The sequence below is a fragment of the Providencia vermicola genome (assembly GCF_020381325.1).
GTDB classification, from domain to species: Bacteria; Pseudomonadota; Gammaproteobacteria; order Enterobacterales; family Enterobacteriaceae; genus Providencia; species Providencia vermicola.
The window spans coordinates 369,751-393,509 of record NZ_JAGSPI010000001.1; the positions used below are offsets into that span (position 1 = coordinate 369,751).

The window sequence follows — 23,759 nt, forward strand, 5'->3', positions numbered from 1 at the left end:
CGATACTGTTCTGATAGATTACAAAGTGGCGTGAAAGCATCAATTATCAATAGAGAGTTTAATTTGCTAATGAGCATTTTTACTTCATTGGCCGAAATTGGCGAATGCTCTAAAAATAACCCGATTAAGTCTCTTGGTAAGTTGAAAGAAGAAAAACCAGAAATGGCCTATTTGACAAAAAGTGATATTGAAAAATTACTTAATGTCATGACCGATGATTACTTACGCATAACTATTTTATGTCTAAGTACAGGGGCAAGATGGGGAGAAGCCATTAGTTTAAAGGCTGAAAACTTATTACATGGACGAGTTACATTTATGAAAACGAAAAATGGTAGACATAGAACTGTTCCCATTTCTAATGATGTAATGAGAACTGTAAAAGTAAAAGACTCTAGATTACTTTTCGATGTTGATTACGTGACCTACAGATCAATACTGAAAGAAGTTAAACCAGATTTGCCGCATGGTCAGGCCGTGCATGTTTTACGGCATTCTTTTGCAGCGCACTTTATGATGTACGGTGGCAATATTCTCACTCTTCAAAAAATCATGGGGCATGCGCGTATTCAGCAAACAATGACATACGCACACTTTGCCCCTGACTATTTAAATGAGGCCATTTCATGCAACCCTTTAAGGGGAGGCATCCACATTCCATCCACCGATATGGGGGTAATGATGCGAATTAACGTATCACAACATTCGTAAGCTATTGAAAAATATTGCTAGCCCCGATGTTCTGGGGATGGCAATGCTCGCCTAGGCGGTCTTTTGTTTTTGGGTATTACCTTAAGGTTCCTTATTAGAAAATATTAAATGAGTGATTTTTGAATCATTTCATTTTTAATTAAAGTTTCAACATAAGGGATTAGTACAGTAAGTTTTTCTAGTTGACTTACAGATGAGTCAGGTTTTTTTTTACTGCTATTTTGTGACAACTGACTGTTTGGTAAAGTAAAGTTAGGTGCTATACAGATTGCGAGGTTCTTTGCATTCATAAGTGTTGTTTTTTTATTTTCTGCAATTTCAGCTAGAAAGAGCACGGCGAGTTGTAGCGATAATGGTGTCTTATCAAGGGTTAAAAAAGTGTCAGGAAAACTTCTGATATCCAGCTTTTCTGGTAAGTTTTGTGGGATTTTTTCAACTGTTTTGTGGTTTTTTGTGAATAAAGCCGCTAAATGTTGCTTATATGCAGATGTTAAGTCCGAAATAGAAATGTTGTTATGAACAATAAACTGTGAAGTAATTGGCTTGTCATTTTTTAGATATTTTAAGATTAAACCCGTACGTTTCTTATTACCAGGAATGCGAAATATCCCAGGTTCTTTATCATATTTTGAGTGTTTTTTTATCGAATTAGATAAAAAGACAAGCTTTTCATACTCTATTTTTTCTTTTTCATTTAATACCTGACAAGAATCAATGATCTTCAAGCTAAGCTGTTCTGTTTTTGTGGGGTTTATGATCTCTTGATGTTTTGGCGATGGATGAAAGAAATTAGCAATAGCTTTCTTAAAATTAGTAATATTAAAAATATGCTTAATTTGCAGAGCTAAACCTGTTTTTTTCTCCGGCTCAGAAGGTAAAAGTTTGACTTGATTAGGTGCTGACATAAGTTTAGAGCAATGTGTTAATTTGAAAGGCATTAGATCTCCTTAGAGGATAGCTATAATTGTTCAGAAAATATAAATTTGTTACTGTGTAAGTGCTTGCATAAAAAGCTATAATTCCTTAACTTAATAATAAATAAGTCAATCTATCGATGAGCTACTCTTTATTTCAGCTACAAAAACAACAGAATAAATCAGACATTCGCTTGATTGTTTTCTTGTTGTTCACTCTTTGCATTGTGGCGATAGTTTCACTCAGCGCTGGAGAGACATGGTATTGGCCAAATCAATGGCTGGATAACTCCGCACAGTTGTTTGTTTGGCAAATACGATTGCCAAGAATGCTTGCTGTAATCGTCGTAGGGGCAGGGCTCGCGGTTACAGGGGCGATTATGCAGGCTTTATTTGAAAACCCCTTGGCTGAACCCGGTCTTTTGGGGATCAGTAATGGTGCTGGTGTTGCAGTCGTATTCACGGTATTAATGTCATCAGGCATCACTCATTATGGAATACTGAGTGCTAGCGCGATTACAGGGGCCTTATTACTCACAGCCTTATTACTCTATTTTGCCAAACGAAAAAACTTGAATAATGCCAGTTTATTACTGGTTGGTGTCGCTTTAGGCGTCGTGAGTGGCGCTTGTATGACATGGATGGTGTATATGAGCAGTAACCTCGACCTACGCCAACTACTATATTGGATGATGGGGAGCTTTAGCGGTGTTGATTGGCGGCAATCTGGTTTAGTCGTCGCCTGTCTGCCATTTTTAGTGTGGGCTGGATGCCAAGGAAAAATATTAAATTACCTTTCTTTAGGCTCGCTGCAAGCTTATCAATTAGGTGTATCAGTACATAAGTGGCGTATTATTCTTATTATCATTAGTGGTGTATTAATTGGTTTGAGTGTTGCTATTGCTGGGGCCATTAGCTTTATTGGTTTAGTGATCCCGCATATTTTACGATTAAGTGGTTTAACCAATCATCGTTTATTGTTACCTGCTTGTGCAATCGCTGGGGCATTAGGCCTGCTATTAGCTGATTTATTATCACGGTTATTAATTGCGAATGCTGAAGTGCCTATTGGCGTTATTACTGCCACATTGGGTGCACCAATATTTATTCTGTTGCTTATTCGTCATCAGCAATGGCGGTGAATCAAATGAATACACAGATAATTATTGATATTAAAAATATCACCTCAGAAAACCGCTTAATCAATTTTACTGAATATGTGTTTTCAGGTGAGCAAATCCATCTTTTAGGGGCCAATGGCGCTGGGAAAAGTACGTTACTTTCTGCGCTAAGTGGTTATCTTCCTGTCACAGGTGAAATTTGGCTCAATGGTGAAAATATTCATCATTGTTCTATTACTCAGCTAGCTAAGCAACGGGCTTATTTTATTCAGCTTGCGAGCAATGCACCTATCATAAAAGTTTTTCAATACCTCGAACTGTTTTTGCCATTAACACCTGTTGCTGCGGATATTTTTGTGCGGTTGTGTGATGATTTTCAATTATCACCGCTTTTACATAAAGGTATTTATCAACTCTCTGGAGGGGAATGGCAACGAGTGAGAGTTTGCGCAGCCTTTTTACAGGTTTGGGATGATAGAGACTTAACAGGGAAAATTATTTTATTTGATGAGCCAACCAATAATTTGGATATTATTCAACAGGCAATGCTAGATAAATGGATTAAATATTTTTGTGATTGCCAAGGAACCGTTATAATGAGTGGGCATGACCTGAATCATTCTTATAAAAATGCATCGCGAATTTGGTTATTAAAACAAGGCCAATTATTTGCTTCAGGAAAACCTGCAGACGTGATGACGGAACATAATTTATCTGACATTTTTAAAACTGAAATTAAGATAAGTCAGAGCACATCCTATAGACAATGGCAAATTATAAATTTTGACGATTAGCCAAAAAGTTGTTTTAATCACTCGTTTTTATGCGGGATAATGCAGCAATGTTTGTCGGTGTTGAGGTTCGGTTAAAGTACAATTAACTAGAATATTCTATTCACAATGAAAACTAGGCTATAAACAATATGAGCAATTTCTTACCATTTTCAAAACCGGCAATTGGTGATGAAGAGGTCAAGGCAGTTGAAAAGGTTCTGCGTTCAGGCTGGATTACCACGGGCCCACAGAACCATCAGTTAGAAGAAGATTTTTGCCAACGTTATGGCTGTAAACATGCAATTGCATTGTCCTCTGCAACCGCGGGGATGCATGTCGTTCTGATGGCGTTGGGTATTGGCCCTGGTGATGAAGTGATAACACCTTCACAAACATGGGTTTCAACTATTAATATGATTGAGTTGCTCGGTGCAACACCTGTCATGATTGATGTCGACCGCGACACACTGATGATCCAACCCGAAGCCGTAGAACATGCTTTAACAGCAAAAACAAAAGCGATTATTCCTGTTCACTATGCGGGGGCACCTTGTGATTTAGACGCATTGCGTTTAATTGCACAAAAAGCAGGTGTTGCGTTAATTGAAGATGCTGCTCATGCTGTGGGTACACGCTATAAAAATGAATGGGTCGGCGAGAAAGGCACGTCTATTTTCTCATTTCATGCCATTAAGAATGTGACATGTGCAGAAGGCGGTTTAGTTGCTACTGATAACGATGAACTTGCTCAACGTGTTCGAACACTCAAGTTCCATGGTTTAGGTGTTGATGCATTTGATAGACAAATGCAAGGACGTAAACCACAGGCAGAGGTTGTCGAGCCTGGTTTTAAATATAACTTATCCGATATTCATGCTGCGATAGCGGTTGTGCAACTGTCCCGTGTGGAGCAGTTGAACCAGCGTCGTGCTGAATTAACGGCTCATTACCGCGAATTGCTGAAAAACTCCCCATTACAAATGCTCAGCGTCCCTGAGTACCCGCATTTACATGCCAATCATTTATTTATGGTGCGTGTTGATAAAGCTATTTGTGGTATTGACCGTGATGCATTCATGGAAAAATTAAAAGCACATGATATAGGGACGGGGCTACACTTTCGTGCAGCACATACGCAAAAATATTACCGTGAAAAATACCCTGAATTAACACTGCCTGAATCAACATGGAATAGCGCGACGTTGTGTTCGTTGCCTTTGTTCCCTGATATGACGAATGCAGATGTTGAGCGGGTTGTTAATGCGGTAGAAGCAGTTCTTTTGGAGTCAAAATAGTGTCACACGCAGATGAATTTGATGAGATAAAAAAAGTCTCAGTGGTAATCCCTGTCTATAATGAAGAGCAGAGCTTGCCGCAATTACTGGAACGCACGATTAAATCGTGCAAGCAATTAACACAAAGCTACGAATTAATTTTAGTGGATGACGGCAGTAGTGACCGTTCAGCCGCGATGTTAACTCAAGCAGCAGAAAACCCGGATAACCATGTAATTGCGATAATCCTTAACCGTAACTATGGGCAGCATTCTGCGATTATGGCTGGCTTTAACCAAGCGGATGGGGACTTAGTTATTACGCTTGATGCGGATTTACAAAACCCACCAGAAGAAATTCCTCGCTTAGTGCAAACAGCGATGCAAGGTTATGATGTTGTTGGGACTCGCCGTGCTAATCGTCAAGACTCTTGGTTCCGTAAAACGGCATCTAAAATGATTAATGCGATGATCACTAAGGCAACGGGTCGCTCAATGGGTGATTATGGTTGTATGTTACGAGCATACCGTCGTCATATTATTCAAGCGATGTTGCAATGCCATGAAAGAAGCACATTTATACCGATTTTAGCCAATACATTTGCCCGTAGAACCATAGAAATTGATGTGGCGCATGCGGAACGTGAATTTGGTGACTCTAAATACAGCTTTATGAAGCTGATTAATTTAATGTATGACTTACTGACTTGTTTAACGACAGCACCGCTGCGTTTGCTCAGTGTGGTCGGTAGTGTGATTGCCGCAGGTGGCTTTTTGCTTGCGGTACTACTAATTGCATTACGTTTGATTTTTGGTGCAGAGTGGGCGGCTGATGGCGTATTCACTCTGTTCGCTGTGCTATTTATGTTTATTGGTGCACAATTTGTTGCTATGGGTCTACTAGGCGAATACATCGGTCGAATTTACAATGATGTACGTGCTAGACCTCGTTATTTTATTCAAAAAGTCGTCGGTGCAGACCTTAAATCCGACAAAAATCAGGAAGAAGACTAATGAAAGCTATTGTTTTTGCCTATCATGATATTGGCTGCGTAGGGCTAAAAGCGCTTGAAAAAGCGGGTTTTGATATTCAGGCTGTGTTTACACACACTGATGACCCTAATGAAAACCATTTTTACTCTTCCGTAGCTCGCTTAAGTGCGGATATGGAACTTCCTGTATTTGCGCCAGAAAACGTCAATCATCCGTTATGGATTGAACGCATTCGCGAAATGAAACCTGATGTGATTTTCTCTTTCTATTACCGCGATATGTTAAGCGAAGAATTACTCGCAATCGCACCGAAAGGGGCTTTCAACCTGCATGGTTCATTACTGCCAAAATACCGTGGTCGTGCACCAATCAATTGGGCATTATTAAACGGTGAAAGCGAAACGGGTGTCACCTTACATAAAATGGTTGCGAAAGCAGACGCGGGTGACATCATTGCGCAAGAGAAAGTCACAATCACTGATACTGACACTGGCTTAACATTACACGCTAAAGTTCGTGAAGCAGCGGAAGTCTTGTTAGATAAAACACTGCCGCTGATTGAAGCGGGTAGCTACAAAGCTGTCGCTCAAGATGAAAGCCAAGCGACTTATTTTGGTCGTCGTACTGCAGAAGATGGTCAAATTGACTGGAACCGTAGCGCAAAAGAAATTAACTGCCTAATCCGTGCAGTGACTGAACCATACCCAGGTGCGTTCACCTATTTAGGCGCACGTAAAATGGTTATTTGGCGCGCTCGCGTGTTGGATGACAACCAAGGTAAAGCGGCAGGTACTGTACTGTCTAATGACCCACTGCGTATTGCTTGCGGACAAGGCGCGATTGAAGTGGTTAGCGGTCAAAGCGAAACAGGTCTTTATATGCAAGGTAACCGCCTTGCAAACGAAATGGGTATCGTGACTGATGTCCGAGTGGGTGCTAAACCAACAGCACAAGTTAAACGCCGTACTCGCGTACTGATTTTAGGTGTGAATGGTTTTATCGGTAACCATTTAACTGAGCGCCTGTTAAAAGATGGCAACTATGATATCTATGGTATGGATATTGGCTCATCTGCAATTGAACGCTTCATTGGTAACCCACGTTTCCACTTTATTGAAGGCGACGTCAGCATTCACACAGAGTGGATTGAGTATCACATCAAAAAATGTGACGTCATTCTGCCGCTGGTTGCGATTGCAACACCAATCGAATACACCCGTAACCCACTGCGTGTCTTTGAATTAGACTTCGAAGAAAACCTGAAAGTGGTTCGTTACTGCGTGAAATACAACAAACGTATTATTTTCCCATCTACCTCAGAAGTTTACGGTATGTGTGATGATAAAGAGTTTGATGAAGACGAATCTCGCCTGATTGTTGGTCCAATCAACAAACAGCGTTGGATTTACTCTGTTTCTAAACAGCTACTTGACCGAGTTATTTGGGCATACGGCGCGAAAGAAGGTCTGAAATTTACCTTATTCCGTCCATTCAACTGGATGGGCCCACGTTTAGACAGCTTAAACTCTGCACGTATTGGTAGTTCACGTGCGATTACTCAGCTAATTTTAAACTTAGTTGAAGGCTCGCCAATCAAATTGGTTGACGGAGGTGCACAGAAACGTTGCTTTACGGATATTAAAGACGGTATTGAAGCACTGTTCCGTATTATCGAAAACAAAGATGGCAAATGTGATGGGCAAATCATCAACATCGGTAACCCAACGAACGAAGCAAGTATTCGTGAACTGGCAGAAATGCTATTAGCAAGCTTTGAAAATCATCCAGAGCGTAGCAAGTTCCCTCCGTTCGCGGGCTTCCGTGAAATTGAAAGCAGCAGCTACTATGGCCAAGGCTATCAAGATGTTGAGCACCGTAAACCAAGTGTTGAGAACGCGCGTCGTTTACTTGACTGGGTTCCGACTATCGACATGAAAGATACCATCGAAGAAACGTTAGATTTCTTCTTACAGGGTGCTGTTGAAGAGTTAGGTAACAAAGACTAATGAAAAAAGTTGGCTTGAGAATTGATGTGGATACCTACCAAGGTACACTAAAAGGGGTTCCACAATTACTCAAAGTGCTTAAAGAGCACAACATTCAGGCCAGCTTTTTCTTCAGTGTAGGACCCGATAACATGGGGCGCCATTTATGGCGCCTTTTGCGTCCTAAATTTCTGTGGAAAATGCTCAGGTCTAATGCGGCATCCCTGTATGGGTTAGATATATTATTAGCGGGAACAGCATGGCCAGGCAAAAAAATTGCTAAAGATTTAGGCTACTTGATGAAACAAACCTTGGATGCAGGCCATGAAGTTGGCTTACATGCATGGGATCATCAAGGTTGGCAAGCTAAAGTAGCGAAATGGAGTGAAGCACAGCTAGCGGAGCAGGTGAAGCTTGGTGTGGATGCACTTGAGTGTGCAATTGGGCAACGCGTTACCTGTTCTGCAGTTGCAGGCTGGCGAGGTGATGAGCGTGTGCTGGAAGTTAAACAAAAATTTAATTTTGATTATAACAGCGATTGCCGTGGGAAGTTCCCGTTCAGGCCAATTTTGCGTGACGGTTCGTTAGGGGCGGTGCAAATTCCTGTCACATTACCGACTTACGATGAAGTCGTTGGTACGGTAGTTGCTGACGAAGCATTCAATGATTATATTCTTCAAGCGATTAAAGATGATAGCGGTGTTCCCGTTTATACTATCCACACTGAAGTGGAAGGAATGTCTAAGTCAGAACAATTTTCACAATTATTGGAACGAATTTCACAAGAAGAAATCCAATTCTGTACATTAAGCGAATTGCTACCTGACGATCTGGATTCATTGCCAAAGGGGCGAGTGGTGAGAGCTCCGTTCCCAGGGCGTGAAGGTTGGCTGGGTTGCCAAGAAGAGGAATAAACACACCATGTTAAATAATCGAGCGAGCAAAGTAGGAGCCTCTCTGCTGGCTCTTTTTTTTATCCTAACCTATTTCTTGCCGTTGAATAGCCGTTTACTTTGGCAACCAGATGAAACCCGCTATGCGGAAATTAGCCGGGAAATGCTTCAACGTGGAGATTGGATTGTTCCTTACATGTTGGATGTGCGTTATTTTGAAAAACCAGTGGCAGGGTATTGGATAAATAACATTAGCCAAATGATTTTTGGTGAAACGAATTTTGCGGTTCGCTTTGGTTCAGTTTTTTGTATTCTTCTCAGTGCATTGCTCGTCTACCGCATGGCAAAAATGATGTGGCGTAATAACCATGTTGCTTATGTTGCAAGCTTAATTTATATCTCAATGTTCCTTGTTTTTTCTGTCGGGACATACAGTGTGCTCGATCCCATGTTATCGTTGTGGATTGCAGCCAGTATGTTTTGTTGCTTGTGGGCAATGAAAGCGAGGGAGGTTAAAACAAAGCTTGCTGCATGGGTTTGCTTAGGGTTAGCCTGTGGTATGGCCTTTATGACGAAAGGGTTCTTAGCCCTTGCTATTCCTGTCATCGTTATGTTGCCTGTTACTATTTACCAAAAACGGTTTCTTGAACTGATAAAATATGGCCCACTCGCTATTATTTCAGCAGTTATCATTAGCTTGCCGTGGGCGTTGGCAATAGCTAAGCAAGAGCCTGATTATTGGAATTATTTTTTCTGGATTGAACACATCAAACGTTTTACCGCTGATGACGCGCAACACATCGCCCCATTCTGGTACTATATTCCTATTATTCTACTTGGTGCGCTTCCATGGGCGGGGTTAGTGCCTGGATCTTTAATAAAAGGTTGGAAAGAACGCAAATCAAGTCCTGATATGTTCTTCTTACTGTGTTGGTTTGTTGTTCCCGTTCTATTTTTTAGTGTGTCACGTGGCAAACTACCCACTTATATGCTGCCGTTTATGGCACCACTGGCACTATTGATGGCGAAATATGGTGTTGATTGTGTACGAAACAGCACTATGGGAGCGCTAAAAGTTAACGGTATTATTAATATCGCATTGGGGATTACAGCGGTTATCGCCGTGATAGTTGTTAGTACTGTTATTAAAAAACCATTATACGAACCTGACGAATGGTCGAAAATGGTCTTGGGTGTGGTTGCGTTCTCTATTTGGGCGATAATTGGTTATTTATGTACAGTCTTAAATGCTAAGTATTGGCTGTGGGCGGCTTCGTGCTCCTTAGCGATCAGCCTATGTATTGGTAGCGCTCTGCCGAATAACACTATCGACTCCAAACTGCCGCAAAATTTTATTCATCAAAATCATGACTTATTAATGAATAGTAAGTATTTGATGGCAAGTAACGTTGGCGTCGCGGCTGGGTTAGCGTGGGAAACACAGAATTCCAATATCTATCTTTATAATAGTAGTGGTGAACTTAGCTACGGTTTAGAGTACCCAGATAGCCAGCATCGTATCGTTAAGCCGGGTGCATTTGCACAGTGGTTAAGCAAAGCACGTAAAGAAGGGCAGGTTACGGTGGTGTTTTTATTAGGCCGTAATGAAGATCTCCCAGATATACCTAAGCCTGATGAAGTCATCAAAAATTCACGTATGGCAATTGTGGTTTATCATCAACAATGATTGCGCAATTATTGTTGTTACTGCTTGTCAGTGTACTGACCTGTATTGGGCAAGTGGCTCAAAAGCAAGCTGTGGTGAATTGGCAAAGCGAAAAAGTAAATAAAGCTGCATCAGCCATTAAGTGGCTGGTGTTGGCTGTTTTAATGCTAGGCCTAGGTATGTTGTTTTGGTTAAAACTCCTTGAAACCATGCCCCTGAGTATTGCCTACCCAATGCTTAGCATTAATTTTATTCTGATCACGTTGATTGGCCAATTTATATACAAAGAGAAAACAGGGTTAAACCATTGGCTTGGTGTGGTTGCTATTATGATAGGGATATTACTCATGAGTATCAGCGTATGAATAAAGGCTATTTATGGGTGGTTGGTAGCGCCATATTAGTTACCGTGGCTCAGCTCAGTTTAAAGATGGGAGTGGTTGAATTACCCTCTTTTTCTTTGGGCTGGCATTGGTTGAATATTGATTGGTTACTGGTCAATATGACCAGCTTAAGCATTATTTTCTTAGGGTTAGTATGCTATGCCTTATCGATGTTGTGTTGGCTGTTTGCATTAAAATACATCGCGCTGAATAAGGCATATCCACTAATTAGCTTGAGCTATGTGTTTGTCTATATCTTAGCGGTTGTCTTGCCTTGGTTTAATGAGCCAGCGTCATGGCTGAAAGTCGCTGGAATTGCATTTATTTTACTGGGAGTTTGGTTAATTAGCCGCCCAACAAGGTCACAAGATAGGCAATAGTATAGTGTGACGAATTGTTTGTTTTTTATTCGCCTCACGTTATGATATAAGTTAAATATAGTAATAAGACTAGTGATTAAGGTGCTTTATGGTGATTAAAATACAACACTTGCCGTTATTACTGTGCTTGGTTTTGATTGGTTGTTCATCAACACCCGTTAAGCGCACGGCACCACCACCGCTAAAAACCCAGCTGTCTGACCCTATCATGACCATCGCTCAGTTAAAAGACCAGTTAGAACAATGGTATGGTACGCCTTATCACTATGGTGGGATGAGCCAAAACGGCGTTGATTGCTCAGGTTTTGTTTATCGTACTTTTAATGATCGTTTTGCTATTCAATTGCCTCGTACGACAGTTGACCAAACTCAGCTTGGTACGCGTATCGATAAAACGGATTTAATGCCTGGCGATCTCGTGTTTTTTAAAACAGGCTCTGGTGAAAATGGATTACACGTTGGTATTTATGACACTGATAACACCTTTATTCATGCATCAACCAGCAAAGGGGTGATCCGCTCGTCAATGGACAACGTGTATTGGCGAAAAGTGTTCTGGCAGGCAAGGCGCATTTAAATGCGCAATTTTTTCCAATCATTATGCTATCTTAAGAGCAAGTTTTGTTTTTAGGATAGCTTCATGTCAACATTGCGTTTACTCATTTCAGAATCGTTTGACCCTTGGTTTAATCTTGCGGTCGAGGAAACTATTTTTAGGCAAATGTCTGCCGATCAGCGTGTGATGTTTTTATGGCGTAATGCTGATACGGTGGTCATTGGGCGTGCCCAAAACCCGTGGAAAGAATGTAATACTCGTCGAATGGAAGAAGACAATGTTCGCTTAGCACGTCGCAGTAGCGGCGGTGGAGCCGTCTTCCATGACTTAGGCAATACTTGTTTTACGTTTATGGCGGGTAAGCCTGAATACGATAAAACGGTTTCTACACAAATTATTGTTGATGGATTGGCTAATGTGGGCATTGTGGCTGAAGTTTCAGGACGCAATGATTTAGTGCTCAATACAGAAAATGGCCCACGTAAAATTTCGGGCTCTGCTTATCGCGAAACGAAAGATCGCGGGTTTCACCATGGTACACTATTGATTAATGCAGATTTAAGCCGACTAGCCAATTACCTCAATCCTGATCCCAAAAAATTACAGGCAAAAGGAATTACCTCAGTTCGCTCACGTGTTGCGAATCTTTCTGAATTAGTGCCTAACATCAGCCATGAAACTGTGTGTGAAGGTGTGATTAAAAGTTTTTTTGATCATTTTGGTGAAACAGTTAAAGCGGAGTATATCTCTCCTGAAAAATTGCCTGACCTGCCTAATTTCACGGAAACATTTGCAAAGCAAAGTAGCTGGGAATGGAATTTTGGTCAAGCGCCTGCATTTTCCCATTATTCAGATACCCGTTTTCCTTGGGGTGGGATTGAATTTCATTTTGATATTGAAAAAGGGGTAATTAGTCGTTGTCAGTTTTTTACCGATAGTTTAGACCCAACGCCCCTTGAGTGGCTGAGCGAGCAAATGTTGGGGAAAGTTTATCAAACTGAAACGATCAGAAAATTATGTTGCCAGATGAAGCAACAGTGGCCTGAGTTACAAGAGCAACTTAACGATTTAGAGAATTGGTTAGTGCATGAACTCAGTTAAAAAATGAGCCGACATGGTCGGCTCAGACATAGACTTCAAAATACTAACAACTAATAGGAAGGAATGATCTTGAAACTAACTAGTTATGACAACTGCATGTCATAAAACTTTTGCATTCTGGTAGTTCACCAGTTTGACGGAATTTTGCTGGTGTCGTATCAAAATGTTTTTTAAAGATACGTGTAAATGTAGCTTGTGAACTGAATCCATATTGCAGAGCAATATCAAGGATTGGTAAGTTGCCTTCACGTAATGATTTAGCAGCCTCTAACAAACGACGTTTACGGACGTATTCGCCAAGCGTGCATCCTTTCATTTCTTTGAAAACACGCTGTAAATGCCATTTAGAATAACCACTTTTATCGGCTATTGTGTCGATTTTGATGCCTTCATTGCGTTGCAACTGGCTTTCAAGCCATTTCACGATATCGTTGACTACACTTTCTGACATATTTACCTCCTACTCAAGTAGGCTATTGTTCATTAATAACTAATAATAACTCACGAAATTAGGGTCTATTCTTCCTTCTTTTCCGATATATCGATAGGCTAAACGTGCTTTTTTTATATGATAATAACTATTGATATGATAGTTATTGAAAAAATCAATGATTTAAACATACATCTATGTATGTTTAAATTTATTTAAATACAAATAGTTACATTGAGATTTTGTTTTTTACTTCCACTGGAAAATTATTTTATAATAATTAGTCAAATATTTTGACTAAACAGTTCGAATTTATTAACCAAGTAAATAATTGAAAAATTATATTATAGATTTTATATAACAATAGACAGGAAATTCCGAGGTAATTGTTTTAGTGAAAACAACTGAAAATACAGCGTAATTAAGATTAAATATCATCCTTATAACGAATGTTAAAAGAATTAACGTTATCTAGATAAATATGCGGAAATGTAATATTTTTAAGAGCGATATTATTGTTTATGAGGGTTATTTACTATAAAAAACCGAAGAATGGATTCCCGTAGAAGCCATTTAAAATCAATAGGTAATGAAATTGTAGGCCGAGTCATTTTCTATATATGCAATATTAATCAAGTAGCTGTTCTAGTTTTTGACGTATCTGTAACATCACTAAGGGGGTTCCTAGGCTAAAGTTTAGCATTCCTATATCATCGACGATGACTAATGCTTTATTTCGACCCGCAGGTGTCATTGAGATGCCTGGAAGCCGCCAAATGCTCTTTGCACCCCCGAGAGTTTTTACGCTCTCATGGCATACAACGATTAAATCAGGTTGTCCTTCGATAATGGCTTCGGGAGAAAGAGGTTGATATAGTTCAATGTTTGCCATCGAATTTTTAGCACCAATTGCGGTAATAAGCTTATCTGCTGTTGTATTTTTCCCTGCAATTAAGGGGATAACACCACCCTTATTGATAATAAAGAGAACATTTTTATTTATTGGTGACGTCTTAATTTTGCTAAGGTCATTCTGAAATTTTCGGATAAGTTTTTCCCCTGAATGTTCTTGGTTTATTTGTTTGGCAATTGTCCGAATTTTTTTAGGAATGGCTTCTAATGTCATTCCGCGAGCAACTTTAATAACGTGTATTCCTTGGCTTTGTATATGTAGCAGGGCAGAAGAAGGCCTGACTTGATCACTGGCTAACACAAGGGTAGGTTGCATTGAAACAATGTGTTGAGGATCAATGTGTTTTATATCTTCAATGATTGGAGGTTGCTGAGCGACAGAACTCGAAGTACTTTGCGCAATGATATTACCACCGAAATTAAGGGCAAAAATAATTTCGGTGATATCATTCCCCAAAGACACTATGCGTTCTTTTGACCATGTACAATTTGAGATACAAAGTGTTATGAACATTAGAAGCCAATATTGCATAAAATAATTTAGTAATTAAATTCGAGGTAAAGAAAGTATTTGTTGGCTCCACTGAGTTTGCTCAGGAGCCCCCTCAGTGCGCTGTCCGTACATCTGTATAATTTGATTGCCTTGATTATCGAAGACTTCTAGGCTTGTCACAAAGCCGTCTTGTGTCGGTTTTCTCGTCACCCAGCATTCAGAAATACCATTCTCAATAATATGCAAATTAAAATCATTGCTAGACACATTGAGCCAATCTGTTTGTGAGCTTTCAATTTTCAGTGGTGAGAGTTTGTTGATAACACCCGTGAAAATTTGGACGCATCCACGATTACCGATAAAAAGCATAATCTCATTTTTGGCTTGATGGGCGAGAGAGAGCAACTGTGATAGTGAATTTGTTGGCACTTGCCAAGCGAGTTCGTTACTTACTATACGAAAAACTTGCTGGCGACTTAAATTATGCGTTTTTAATAAGGTGAAAAATTGATGAACATCGGACATATCACGCCATTGTTGTTCAATTTGTTGCTTAGTTTCATCACTAATTTCGCTATTTGAAAATGATAAAACCGTATCGAGTTGCAGCGGGGGGTTATCGATGGAAGTATAGTGAGTAATAATGTCTTGCCATACTTTCATGTCAGTATGTTCACAGGAATAAACTTTATGTATGGCATCCCCATTCTTATCAAAAAATTGAATGCTGTGCCGAATTCCATTCCTGACTTGTTCCGTAAGCGTGAATATGGAATCCCATTGTGCAAAAAACATTCTCAAATCCAGTTTTCCTGGATTTAGGAATAGGCCCGCATGGTCACTAAAACGTGGGTTATCATATAAGCCAGTTTGAATACTGACGACGTAATCGTTGCGTGTAATGGCTTTAGCCTGGCCTATCGTTGATAGCGTATGAAGTAGTTCAGGTAAATGACCTGAAAGTCGTTTTACATTATCATGACCAACTCGGCTATATAAAAGCTCAGCCTCAGTGATATTAAGCTGAGCGGCTAAATCTCGAGCATAGTTATTTGGAAACTGTTGTTTTAACTGTAAGTAGTCTTTGTAATATACGGAGTTCACAATTATTTCCTTATTTATATTGTATCCAATAATAATTAGTTGGGCTTATTTACTGTGTTAATAGGCCCAACTAGCCTACTTAATTATTTTGTTACCATTTATAATTCAGATTAAAATAGAAATTACGGCCTTCTTGTGGAACCCCCATGGAAGAAACGTAATTTTTATCGAACGCATTTTTGAGTGCTAAGGTAGAACTGAGACCTTTAATGAATTGGTCTGCTTGATATCTAATGTAGAAGTCATGAAGGCTATAACCAGGATATTGAATGACTTCACGGCGATAGCGATCTAACTTCTCCACTGATTTTTGTCCATATAATATGTAAGTATCGTCCCCATCAAATTTGCTGCGTGCTGCAAATTCACCAACCCATCCAAGATTGACTCCTGTATGTGCTATCGGTGCATTAAAACGGGCAACTAAGGAATTTGGGCGAAGAGAGGAAAGGGTATGGTGTGTTTCATCTTCTTTTCCAACAATGAAGTTATGGCTAACATCGAGGTCAAACCAATGTGTTTTGTAGTGAACGAAGCTCTCAACACCTTTGATGGTTGCAGATGGCACATTGATATAATAAATCTTTTCAGGTAACCAAAAAAGCTTGAAGCCTCGGCCAATTCTTTTTTTGTATTGAGCATGATGGGCAATATGATTTTTGGCTTTAGTATGAAATACCGTGGTACCAAACTGAAGTGAGTCCCCTGTCAATGCGAGTTCGTCGAAGCTGAGTTTCATACCTGCCTCAACCGTTTTATTTGTTTCAGGTTTTAGATCTGGTGAAGGGATAAAGTCCGATGTATATCCTATAAATGGAACACGAAAATGATGAGAGTTATTGTATAACTCTGCCATACGAGGTGTTCGGTAGCCTTCTGAATAGGAAGAAAATAGATTCAGCCAATGTGATGGTGTTGCACTCACAGCGAACCTTGATGACCAATTTGTATGACTATCTTCCGCAATATCTTTACGAGAGGTTTTATAATAAGTAAAACGTGTTCCTGCTGAAAATGTAATCGGTAAGTGGTGTAATGTGAGATCGTTGTTTAGCCACCCTGAACTATTTAATAGTTGGGCATTAGGATAGCTGATTGAATGCTCATTAGATTTTTGTTCTTGCTGATAATATTCGAAGCCACTTTGAATTGCGTTATTCGCCCAATTATTCATAGGTACTATGAAGCTATTGGTGAATTTGGTCCCGTATGTATATTGATCTCGATCTTCTTCACGGTAATCGTTTGGTGATTTTTTCACTTTAGTGAGGTCTAACTGGTTAAGTGCAATACTTGAGTGGTATAAGTCCCAGTCTGCCTGCCAATTAAGCGTATTATTGGGTGAGAAGTGTTGGCTAATGTGTATATCTCGTTGTAGTGAACTCCTTTCATGTGGGGTGTTTGGGTAGAGAGTTTGATTAAAAGATATACTTGGCTGTTTTTGGCCAAGGCTGTTATTACGGTATTCTTTAAGTTGTATTGTGGTTTGGTAGTCTGGTCGAGCAAACCACGTTGTTTTCAACATCCAATTATGAATTTCTTCATTGGTTTCTAGGCCTTGGGCTACGTATGGGTTATTGAGTTGTATCTTACGTTGCTGGTAGCTTAAGATGGTATCGAAAGTATCGACATGGCTAAACAGAGTTGCACCTGCATGATAACTATGATCATTCCGGTTAATACCCGTGGTAATATGCCCACCAAAATGTTGGCCAGGTTTTAATAAATCAGATGCGTTGAGGGTTTTTATGGAGACAACACCTGCGAGTGCACCATTACCATGGTGAAGCGAACCACCACCTTTATGAACAGTAACTTTTTTGACTAGTGCGGGGTCAATAAACGTGGCATCAAATAAACCTGAGTTAAAATCTTGGGTGACATTATCGACAGTAATTTTTACGCCTCGTTGATCATAGCCTCGCATTTGCAGACTTTGTCCATATGTACTACCTGCGCCAGTAACTAAGATCCCTGCTTGGCCTTTGAGTAAATCCAATACTGAAGCCGCAGATTGTAATTCAGGGGCTTGGGCATTAATAACCTCAACTTGCTGAGCAACTGCAATTTTTTCATGACTAAATGGCGATTGAGATACATACATAACGTCTTTTGCTTCATTTTGGGCAAGTGCAGTATGGCTCGTACTCGAAATTGCCAAAGCGGTAGCAAGCGTTGAAAAACGGAATTTATATTGGTGTTGAGGGGGAGAAATTGATGTAGGCATCAGTTTAAATGGCATAGGAAATCCTTTCCTTATGTGTGGTTTAAGCTGGCTGCCTTGATGATGTCTGGGTGGCGTGCTATAGATTGTCGGTGTAACTTATTTATTTCGTTAGAATTAATTTACCTGAGCGGGTTTGCTTTAGTTGGTAAATTTCCCCACGGTGTAGAATTTCAACTTTTCCTTCCTTATTAAGTAGTTGCTGACTATCCACGATGTGTGTTGCTAACATCGCTTGAGTCGATTTTGCTTCAATAGGTACCAGAGCGGGGTCTTTTCTCTTAGCTAAAAAAAGATCCTTCGTTACCATTTGATTTGTTTTTTTTAATAAGGTCATAAAATTGTTCTCATGTGCTTTCTAACGAGTTGCGTGTTAGTAGTGAGAATTATTATCGTTAATGACGTGGAGGGTCAAGGATTTTTTAGACTAAATGAGGTGATAATCAAAAATTAATAGGTATTAATATTGTGATAGTTATTAATTTAATTTTTTTATTTTTTGAAATGATGATTTATACTCGCTTTGGTGGGTGATTAACCAAAGCGAGAGGGAGGATATAGACAAAAACTATTTAAAGCGGTGATCCACAGCTTGAGCAAGAATCTCAATCAATTGTTCAGTATCATCCCAACCAAGGCAAGGGTCTGTAATAGATTGTCCATAAACCAATGGTTGTTCAGGGATCACTTTTTGTGTGCCTTCAATTAAAAAGCTTTCTGCCATTACGCCACTAATTGCGGTTGAGCCATCTTTAATTTGTTCTGCAATATCCCGTGCAACCTCAAGTTGGCGGCGATGAATTTTTTGGCAATTACCATGGCTAAAATCAACCACTAAATGCTCGGGTAATTCAAACTTACGGAGTTTATCGCATGCAGCTGCAAGGTCACCAGCGCTGTAATTTGGCTGTTTACCACCACGCATAATGACATGACCATGTGGATTACCACTGGTTTGGTAGATAGTCATCTGGCCATTTTTATCGGGAGATAAAAACATGTGCTGTGCTTTTGCTGCTCTGATAGCGTCAATAGCAATATTAATATTGCCATCTGTCCCATTTTTAAAACCAACAGGACAAGACAGTGCTGAGGCCATTTCACGATGGATTTGACTTTCGGTTGTACGCGCACCAATTGCGCCCCAGCTTATCAAATCAGCAATATATTGACCCGTCACCATATCGAGGAATTCGGTGGCAGTGGCTAATCCTAATTGGTTAACTTCAATTAGTAATTTTCGTGCAAGGCGAATACCCGTATTTACTTGACATGAATTGTCTAAATTTGGATCAGAGATTAAACCTTTCCAACCCACAACGGTGCGTGGTTTTTCAAAATAGGTGCGCATAACAATTTCTAAGCGGTCTTGATGGCGCTTTCTTAATACATTTAATTTTGTTGCATATTCAATAGCTGCATCAATATCGTGAATAGAACAAGGGCCGACAATCACCAGTAAACGAGGGTCTTGACCTGATAAAATCTGTTCAATACGTTTTCGTGACGCTGTCACGTTTTCGGCAACTTTTGCGGAAATAGGAAATTCATCGGCAAGAGTTTGTGGCGTAATTAAGCTGTCCACTCTCGCAGTACGTAACTCATCAGTTTTGTGCATTTTTGTTCTCAGAAACTTGAATAGGCTGTCGCCATATAAGTGATAAAGATCACAATAAACGAATATGGTTTAATTTCAACCTCCAGTGTAAATTGAATGAATAATTTTTTTTATTTTATATTCACTAAAATATACGTCTCTGTAACCCCATGGTATCAATCACTTTGGCAGAAATTTCCTCTACAGAATAGTTTGTCGTATTTAAGTAATTGATTTTATTTTGTCTAAATAAGGCCTCGACTTCAGCAATTTCAATTCGGCATTGCCTAATTGATGCATAGCGGCTATTTTCACGGCGCTCTTCACGGATTGCCGCTAATCGTTCAGGACTAATGGTTAAACCAAATAATTTGTGGGTGTAAGGACGTAACGCGACAGGTAACTGTAAATTATCCATATCATCAGCGGTGAAAGGGTAATTTGCCGCTTGAATACCAAATTGCATTGCTAAATAAAGGCTAGTTGGCGTTTTACCACAACGGGAAACGCCAATTAGAATGACTTGAGCTTGGTCGAGGTTTCTTAAGGAAATACCATCATCGTGAGCCAGTGTATATTCAATGGCTGCAATACGTGCATCGTATTGGTTCATATTCTGCATAGATAAACCGTGGGTTCGGTTTAGCTTTGGCTCGGGTTCAAGGCCAACCTCTTTTTGAATCGGAGCGACTAAACTTTGGACGATATCTTGGCAAAACCCTAAGCTCTGAGTGATTATCTGTTTAACTTCTGGGGAGATGATGGAATAGAACACCAAAGGACGGATCTGTGTTTCTGCATAAAGTGTATCTATTTTTTGTTTGATTTCTTCTGCCCGAGTCGGTGTGGTGACAAACGGTAATGTGTAAGAGGTAAATGAAAGAGGAAATTGCGAAAGTACGGCATGCCCTAAAGTTTCAGCGGTGATCGCTGTGCCATCAGAAATAAAGAAAACAGTGCGTTGAACTTGGCTTGCCATCGTATTCATTGCTCCTAATTCGGTCATTATTATTAGCCTCTTATTGTATTTATCACTGGAAATTGAGGGATATTATCTTTGTTTAAAGTTTAAAAATTAGTTTATCAGGGGAAGTATAGCCATTTTTTGAACGATTTTTAGAACAAAAAAGTTTTCTTAATTGATGGAACGATTCACCAGTCCATCTTCTCATACCGTCTGTGCTAGTCTATTTCACGAGGCGATATTTCGCCAACGAGATTTTTTACGATTTGTACTCTGTCACTAAATTGCTATAAAAGGATCGCTTTCAATGTCCACAAATGGCCTCACTCCGTGTAATGTACTTTGGTATAACCAATTAGGGATGAATGATGTTGACCGTGTTGGTGGCAAAAACGCCTCTCTCGGTGAAATGATCACTAACTTATCTGATCTGGGTGTATCCGTACCTAACGGTTTCGCGACAACCGCACAGGCGTTTAATGATTTTCTGGAGCAGAGCGGTGTAAATCAGCGCATTTATAACCTGCTAGATGAAACGGATATTGATGATGTGAACCAACTGGCTGTAGCAGGTGCTCAGATCCGTCAATGGGTGATTGATACCCCACTGACGAAGGAGTTGGAACAAGATATTCGTGATGCGTTTGCTCAGCTTTCTGAAGGTGAAGCTGAAGCTTCATTTGCTGTGCGTTCGTCTGCTACTGCAGAAGATATGCCAGATGCTTCGTTTGCAGGGCAACAAGAAACATTTTTGAACGTTCAAGGTATTGATGCTGTTTTAGTTGCGATTAAACACGTGTTTGCATCTTTATTTAACGACCGCGCAATCTCTTATCGTGTACACCAAGGTTATGACCACCGCGGTGTGGCATTATCTGCAGGTGTGCAAAGAATGGTTCGTTCTGATTTAGCGTCATCGGGTGTTATGTTCACCATTGACACTGAATCGGGCTTTGATCAGGTTGTTTTCATCACCTCAGCTTATGGTTTAGGTGAGATGGTAGTACAAGGTGCTGTGAACCCTGATGAGTTCTATGTACACAAGCCAACTCTGAAAAATAACCGTCCTGCAATTGTGCGCCGTACCCTTGGTTCTAAAAAATTACAAATGGTGTATGCCAACAGTAAAGAGCACGGTAAACAAGTGCAAATTGAAGATGTGCCAGAAGGGTTACGCAATCGTTTCTCTTTGACTGATCTTGAGGTTGAAGAGCTGGCTCGCCAAGCACTGCAGATTGAAAAACACTATGGTCGTCCAATGGATATAGAATGGGCGAAAGATGGCCATAATGGGCGTCTGTATATTGTTCAAGCAAGACCAGAGACTGTGCGTTCTAATCAACAAGTGATGGAGCGTTACCAGTTAAAACAACAAGGTCAAGTGCTGGTAGAAGGCCGTGCTATTGGTCATCGTATCGGTGCAGGTAAGGTGAAAGTTATCCATAACCTTAGCGAAATGGATAGAATTCAGCCTGGTGATGTGTTGGTCACTGACATGACAGACCCTGATTGGGAACCTATCATGAAAAAGGCTGCCGCTATCGTCACAAACCGTGGTGGACGTACATGCCACGCTGCAATTATTGCTCGTGAATTAGGTATTCCTGCGGTAGTCGGGTGTGGGGATGCAACAGAGCGCTTACAAGAAGGTCAAAATGTGACGGTTTCTTGTGCGGAAGGTGATACAGGTTTTGTATATGACGGTGAGTTAGCATTTGAAATTCACAGTTCAGAAGTCAGCGATATGCCTGATTTAAACGTCAAAATTATGATGAACGTGGGTAACCCTGATCGCGCATTTGATTTTGCTTGTTTACCAAACGAAGGTGTGGGTTTGGCACGTTTGGAATTTATCATTAACCGTATGATTGGGGTTCATCCAAGAGCATTACTGGAATTTGATAAACAATCTCCTGAATTACAAGCTGAAATTCGCGAAATGATGGCAGGCTATGAGGATCCGATTGAGTTTTATATCGGCAAATTAACTGAAGGGATTTCTACTTTAGCGGCAGCATTCTGGCCGAAACGTGTGATTGTTCGTTTATCTGACTTTAAATCAAATGAATACGCCAACTTAGTTGGTGGTGACATTTATGAGCCAGAAGAAGAAAACCCAATGTTAGGTTTCCGTGGTGCAGGGCGTTACGTCTCTGATAGTTTCCGCGCATGTTTTGCGTTGGAGTGTGAAGCGGTTAAACGTGTGCGTAATACCATGGGGTTAACTAACGTTGAAGTAATGATCCCGTTTGTGCGTACTGTTGCACAAGCTGAGTCTGTTATTGCTGAGCTGGCGAAACATGATCTAAGGCGTGGTGAAAATGGCTTAAAAGTGATTATGATGTGTGAAATTCCTTCAAACGCACTATTAGCCGAACAATTCCTTGAGCATTTTGATGGTTTTTCAATCGGCTCTAACGATATGACTCAGCTAACATTAGGCTTGGATAGAGACTCTGGCGTTGTTTCAGAGCTATTTGATGAGCGTAATGATGCTGTTAAAGCGATGCTGTCTATGGCGATTAAAGCGGCAAAACGTCAGAATAAATATGTTGGAATTTGTGGGCAAGGCCCATCTGACCACCAAGATTTTGCTCAGTGGTTAGTTGATGAAGGCATTGATAGCTTATCATTGAACCCAGATACAGTGGTTCAAACGTGGCTAACAATCGCAGAGAACCAATAATAAAACGATTTATTACTATTAGTTGAAAAAGGCCGATTGGGTATCTCCCAATTGGCTTTTTACTCATTTAAAATACCTATAATTGCAATAGGTAATAATGACTACTTAATAAGATAGATATAAAAAATAGCGAATGATTATGCATTTAATATGTCAAATATATTATAAATACATGCCTATTATTACTCTTAATGTGTGTAATAGTGTGTGATGTTGGATTAATAATTAACGTGATTAATTAAAATGAAAGTGGGGATATAATGCTAAAGGAGTATATTTATTTAATGTAAATTAAAAATTGATTTCAATCAATGTTTGTAAGCTGATGATTTAATTTGGATGTGAATATTATTCATATTGAATACTTAGGCAAAAAAAAAGCCTATCATGGGCTGACAGGCAAAGACTACACACAGCAATTCGTTTTTCACTACGCCGAAAATGAATGGCATAGGGATTTAATTCAATAATTAGATAATAAACTAGTTGAATTATACATTCATTAAGAACACTCTCAATATTAATATTACTTATTGTTACGTAAAGAGAAATATTCAGTGGTTTTATGTTAACATAATTTAAGCTGAATACTAACGTTAG

Annotated in this window: 21 protein-coding genes and 1 other RNA gene; 13 read left to right on the top strand and 9 right to left on the bottom strand. The window is 39.9% G+C overall.

Going from position 1 to position 23,759, the window contains the following annotated elements:
• The first annotated feature begins 30 nt into the window (after window positions 1–30).
• Entirely contained in the window at window positions 31–711 is a 681-nt protein-coding gene (locus tag KDJ85_RS01700; RefSeq protein ID WP_349423596.1) for a tyrosine-type recombinase/integrase, read from the top strand.
• Window positions 712–815: 104 nt separating this feature from the next.
• Here the strand turns inward: KDJ85_RS01700 and KDJ85_RS01705 are convergent, their stop codons facing one another.
• Window positions 816–1,649 carry a Rho GTPase-activating protein gene (locus tag KDJ85_RS01705; protein WP_225818216.1) on the bottom strand — a complete coding sequence of 278 codons (834 nt, stop codon included), beginning with the start codon at window positions 1,647–1,649 and terminating at the stop codon, window positions 816–818.
• Window positions 1,650–1,765: 116 nt separating this feature from the next.
• Here KDJ85_RS01705 and btuC point away from each other — a divergent pair, with 116 nt between their 5' ends.
• The 11 genes from btuC (at window position 1,766) to KDJ85_RS01760 (ending at window position 12,749) form a co-directional block, all read left to right on the top strand.
• Entirely contained in the window at window positions 1,766–2,767 is a 1,002-nt protein-coding gene (gene btuC / locus KDJ85_RS01710; RefSeq protein ID WP_225818217.1) for a vitamin B12 ABC transporter permease BtuC, read from the top strand.
• A gap of 5 nt (window positions 2,768–2,772) precedes the next feature.
• Window positions 2,773–3,540: a vitamin B12 ABC transporter ATP-binding protein BtuD gene (gene btuD / locus KDJ85_RS01715; protein ID WP_225818218.1), complete on the top strand. Its 768-nt coding sequence runs from the start codon at window positions 2,773–2,775 to the stop codon at window positions 3,538–3,540.
• Window positions 3,541–3,668: 128 nt separating this feature from the next.
• Window positions 3,669–4,814, top strand: a complete 1,146-nt coding sequence (gene arnB, locus KDJ85_RS01720; RefSeq protein WP_225818219.1) for a UDP-4-amino-4-deoxy-L-arabinose aminotransferase — start codon at window positions 3,669–3,671, stop codon at window positions 4,812–4,814.
• A complete protein-coding gene (gene arnC / locus KDJ85_RS01725; RefSeq protein WP_206084017.1) occupies window positions 4,814–5,806 on the top strand; it encodes an undecaprenyl-phosphate 4-deoxy-4-formamido-L-arabinose transferase in 993 nt (330 codons plus the stop codon). The genes arnB and arnC overlap by 1 nt, the downstream gene beginning before the upstream one ends.
• On the top strand, window positions 5,806–7,791 hold the full coding sequence (gene arnA / locus KDJ85_RS01730; RefSeq protein ID WP_225818220.1) for a bifunctional UDP-4-amino-4-deoxy-L-arabinose formyltransferase/UDP-glucuronic acid oxidase ArnA: 1,986 nt from the start codon (window positions 5,806–5,808) through the stop codon (window positions 7,789–7,791). Before arnC ends, arnA begins: the two co-directional genes overlap by 1 nt.
• Window positions 7,791–8,684: a 4-deoxy-4-formamido-L-arabinose-phosphoundecaprenol deformylase gene (arnD, locus tag KDJ85_RS01735; RefSeq protein WP_225818221.1), complete on the top strand. Its 894-nt coding sequence runs from the start codon at window positions 7,791–7,793 to the stop codon at window positions 8,682–8,684. The genes arnA and arnD overlap by 1 nt, the downstream gene beginning before the upstream one ends.
• Window positions 8,685–8,691: 7 nt before the next feature.
• The gene (gene arnT / locus KDJ85_RS01740; protein ID WP_225818222.1) at window positions 8,692–10,350 is read left to right on the top strand and encodes a lipid IV(A) 4-amino-4-deoxy-L-arabinosyltransferase; all 1,659 of its coding nucleotides are present in this window, start codon (window positions 8,692–8,694) and stop codon (window positions 10,348–10,350) included.
• Window positions 10,347–10,694: a 4-amino-4-deoxy-L-arabinose-phosphoundecaprenol flippase subunit ArnE gene (gene arnE / locus KDJ85_RS01745; RefSeq protein WP_225818223.1), complete on the top strand. Its 348-nt coding sequence runs from the start codon at window positions 10,347–10,349 to the stop codon at window positions 10,692–10,694. The genes arnT and arnE overlap by 4 nt, the downstream gene beginning before the upstream one ends.
• Window positions 10,691–11,092 carry a 4-amino-4-deoxy-L-arabinose-phosphoundecaprenol flippase subunit ArnF gene (gene arnF, locus KDJ85_RS01750; protein WP_225818224.1) on the top strand — a complete coding sequence of 134 codons (402 nt, stop codon included), beginning with the start codon at window positions 10,691–10,693 and terminating at the stop codon, window positions 11,090–11,092. Before arnE ends, arnF begins: the two co-directional genes overlap by 4 nt.
• Before the next feature lie 88 nt (window positions 11,093–11,180).
• Complete coding sequence (locus KDJ85_RS01755; protein WP_225818225.1) at window positions 11,181–11,669, top strand: C40 family peptidase; 489 nt, start codon at window positions 11,181–11,183, stop codon at window positions 11,667–11,669.
• 63 nt (window positions 11,670–11,732) lie between these two features.
• A complete protein-coding gene (locus KDJ85_RS01760; RefSeq protein ID WP_225818226.1) occupies window positions 11,733–12,749 on the top strand; it encodes a lipoate--protein ligase in 1,017 nt (338 codons plus the stop codon).
• A gap of 79 nt (window positions 12,750–12,828) precedes the next feature.
• Here the strand turns inward: KDJ85_RS01760 and KDJ85_RS01765 are convergent, their stop codons facing one another.
• From KDJ85_RS01765 to ppsR, 7 genes are all read right to left on the bottom strand, one after another.
• Window positions 12,829–13,200 (bottom strand): helix-turn-helix domain-containing protein, encoded by a 372-nt coding sequence (locus KDJ85_RS01765; RefSeq protein WP_206084025.1) that lies wholly within the window; start codon window positions 13,198–13,200, stop codon window positions 12,829–12,831.
• A 607-nt stretch (window positions 13,201–13,807) separates the two neighbouring features.
• Window positions 13,808–14,554: a heme/hemin ABC transporter substrate-binding protein gene (locus tag KDJ85_RS01770; RefSeq protein ID WP_263974610.1), complete on the bottom strand. Its 747-nt coding sequence runs from the start codon at window positions 14,552–14,554 to the stop codon at window positions 13,808–13,810.
• Window positions 14,555–14,638: 84 nt separating this feature from the next.
• Window positions 14,639–15,688: a hemin-degrading factor gene (locus KDJ85_RS01775; RefSeq protein WP_225818228.1), complete on the bottom strand. Its 1,050-nt coding sequence runs from the start codon at window positions 15,686–15,688 to the stop codon at window positions 14,639–14,641.
• Between the two features lie 91 nt (window positions 15,689–15,779).
• Complete coding sequence (locus KDJ85_RS01780) at window positions 15,780–17,930, bottom strand: TonB-dependent receptor domain-containing protein (RefSeq protein ID WP_225818229.1); 2,151 nt, start codon at window positions 17,928–17,930, stop codon at window positions 15,780–15,782.
• Window positions 17,931–18,015: 85 nt separating this feature from the next.
• Window positions 18,016–18,249, bottom strand: a complete 234-nt coding sequence (hemP, locus tag KDJ85_RS01785; RefSeq protein ID WP_225818230.1) for a hemin uptake protein HemP — start codon at window positions 18,247–18,249, stop codon at window positions 18,016–18,018.
• Between the two features lie 231 nt (window positions 18,250–18,480).
• On the bottom strand, window positions 18,481–19,530 hold the full coding sequence (locus KDJ85_RS01790; RefSeq protein ID WP_225818231.1) for a 3-deoxy-7-phosphoheptulonate synthase: 1,050 nt from the start codon (window positions 19,528–19,530) through the stop codon (window positions 18,481–18,483).
• Between the two features lie 124 nt (window positions 19,531–19,654).
• Window positions 19,655–20,515, bottom strand: coding sequence for a posphoenolpyruvate synthetase regulatory kinase/phosphorylase PpsR (ppsR, locus tag KDJ85_RS01795; RefSeq protein WP_275967689.1), 861 nt, complete (start codon window positions 20,513–20,515; stop codon window positions 19,655–19,657).
• Between the two features lie 265 nt (window positions 20,516–20,780).
• Here ppsR and ppsA point away from each other — a divergent pair, with 265 nt between their 5' ends.
• Window positions 20,781–23,159, top strand: a complete 2,379-nt coding sequence (gene ppsA / locus KDJ85_RS01800; protein WP_225818232.1) for a phosphoenolpyruvate synthase — start codon at window positions 20,781–20,783, stop codon at window positions 23,157–23,159.
• Between the two features lie 370 nt (window positions 23,160–23,529).
• Here ppsA and rprA read toward each other — a convergent pair.
• Window positions 23,530–23,639: antisense sRNA RprA (rprA, locus tag KDJ85_RS01805), an RNA gene on the bottom strand.
• Between the last annotated feature and the right edge of the window lie 120 nt (window positions 23,640–23,759).

Bases quoted from the DNA above. Each gene is read 5' to 3' on its own strand.
- arnE (WP_225818223.1), top strand. From the start codon at position 10,347: ATGATTGCGCAATTATTGTTGTTACTGCTTGTCAGTGTACTGACCTGT.
- ppsR (WP_275967689.1), bottom strand. From the start codon at position 20,515: ATGACCGAATTAGGAGCAATGAATACGATGGCAAGCCAAGTTCAACGC.
- KDJ85_RS01765 (WP_206084025.1), bottom strand. From the start codon at position 13,200: ATGTCAGAAAGTGTAGTCAACGATATCGTGAAATGGCTTGAAAGCCAG.
- arnD (WP_225818221.1), top strand. From the start codon at position 7,791: ATGAAAAAAGTTGGCTTGAGAATTGATGTGGATACCTACCAAGGTACA.
- arnT (WP_225818222.1), top strand. From the start codon at position 8,692: ATGTTAAATAATCGAGCGAGCAAAGTAGGAGCCTCTCTGCTGGCTCTT.
- KDJ85_RS01780 (WP_225818229.1), bottom strand. From the start codon at position 17,930: ATGCCATTTAAACTGATGCCTACATCAATTTCTCCCCCTCAACACCAA.
- arnF (WP_225818224.1), top strand. From the start codon at position 10,691: ATGAATAAAGGCTATTTATGGGTGGTTGGTAGCGCCATATTAGTTACC.
- btuC (WP_225818217.1), top strand. From the start codon at position 1,766: ATGAGCTACTCTTTATTTCAGCTACAAAAACAACAGAATAAATCAGAC.
- ppsA (WP_225818232.1), top strand. From the start codon at position 20,781: ATGTCCACAAATGGCCTCACTCCGTGTAATGTACTTTGGTATAACCAA.
- KDJ85_RS01755 (WP_225818225.1), top strand. From the start codon at position 11,181: ATGGTGATTAAAATACAACACTTGCCGTTATTACTGTGCTTGGTTTTG.
- hemP (WP_225818230.1), bottom strand. From the start codon at position 18,249: ATGACCTTATTAAAAAAAACAAATCAAATGGTAACGAAGGATCTTTTT.
- KDJ85_RS01760 (WP_225818226.1), top strand. From the start codon at position 11,733: ATGTCAACATTGCGTTTACTCATTTCAGAATCGTTTGACCCTTGGTTT.
- KDJ85_RS01790 (WP_225818231.1), bottom strand. From the start codon at position 19,530: ATGCACAAAACTGATGAGTTACGTACTGCGAGAGTGGACAGCTTAATT.
- KDJ85_RS01705 (WP_225818216.1), bottom strand. From the start codon at position 1,649: ATGCCTTTCAAATTAACACATTGCTCTAAACTTATGTCAGCACCTAAT.
- btuD (WP_225818218.1), top strand. From the start codon at position 2,773: ATGAATACACAGATAATTATTGATATTAAAAATATCACCTCAGAAAAC.
- arnB (WP_225818219.1), top strand. From the start codon at position 3,669: ATGAGCAATTTCTTACCATTTTCAAAACCGGCAATTGGTGATGAAGAG.
- arnA (WP_225818220.1), top strand. From the start codon at position 5,806: ATGAAAGCTATTGTTTTTGCCTATCATGATATTGGCTGCGTAGGGCTA.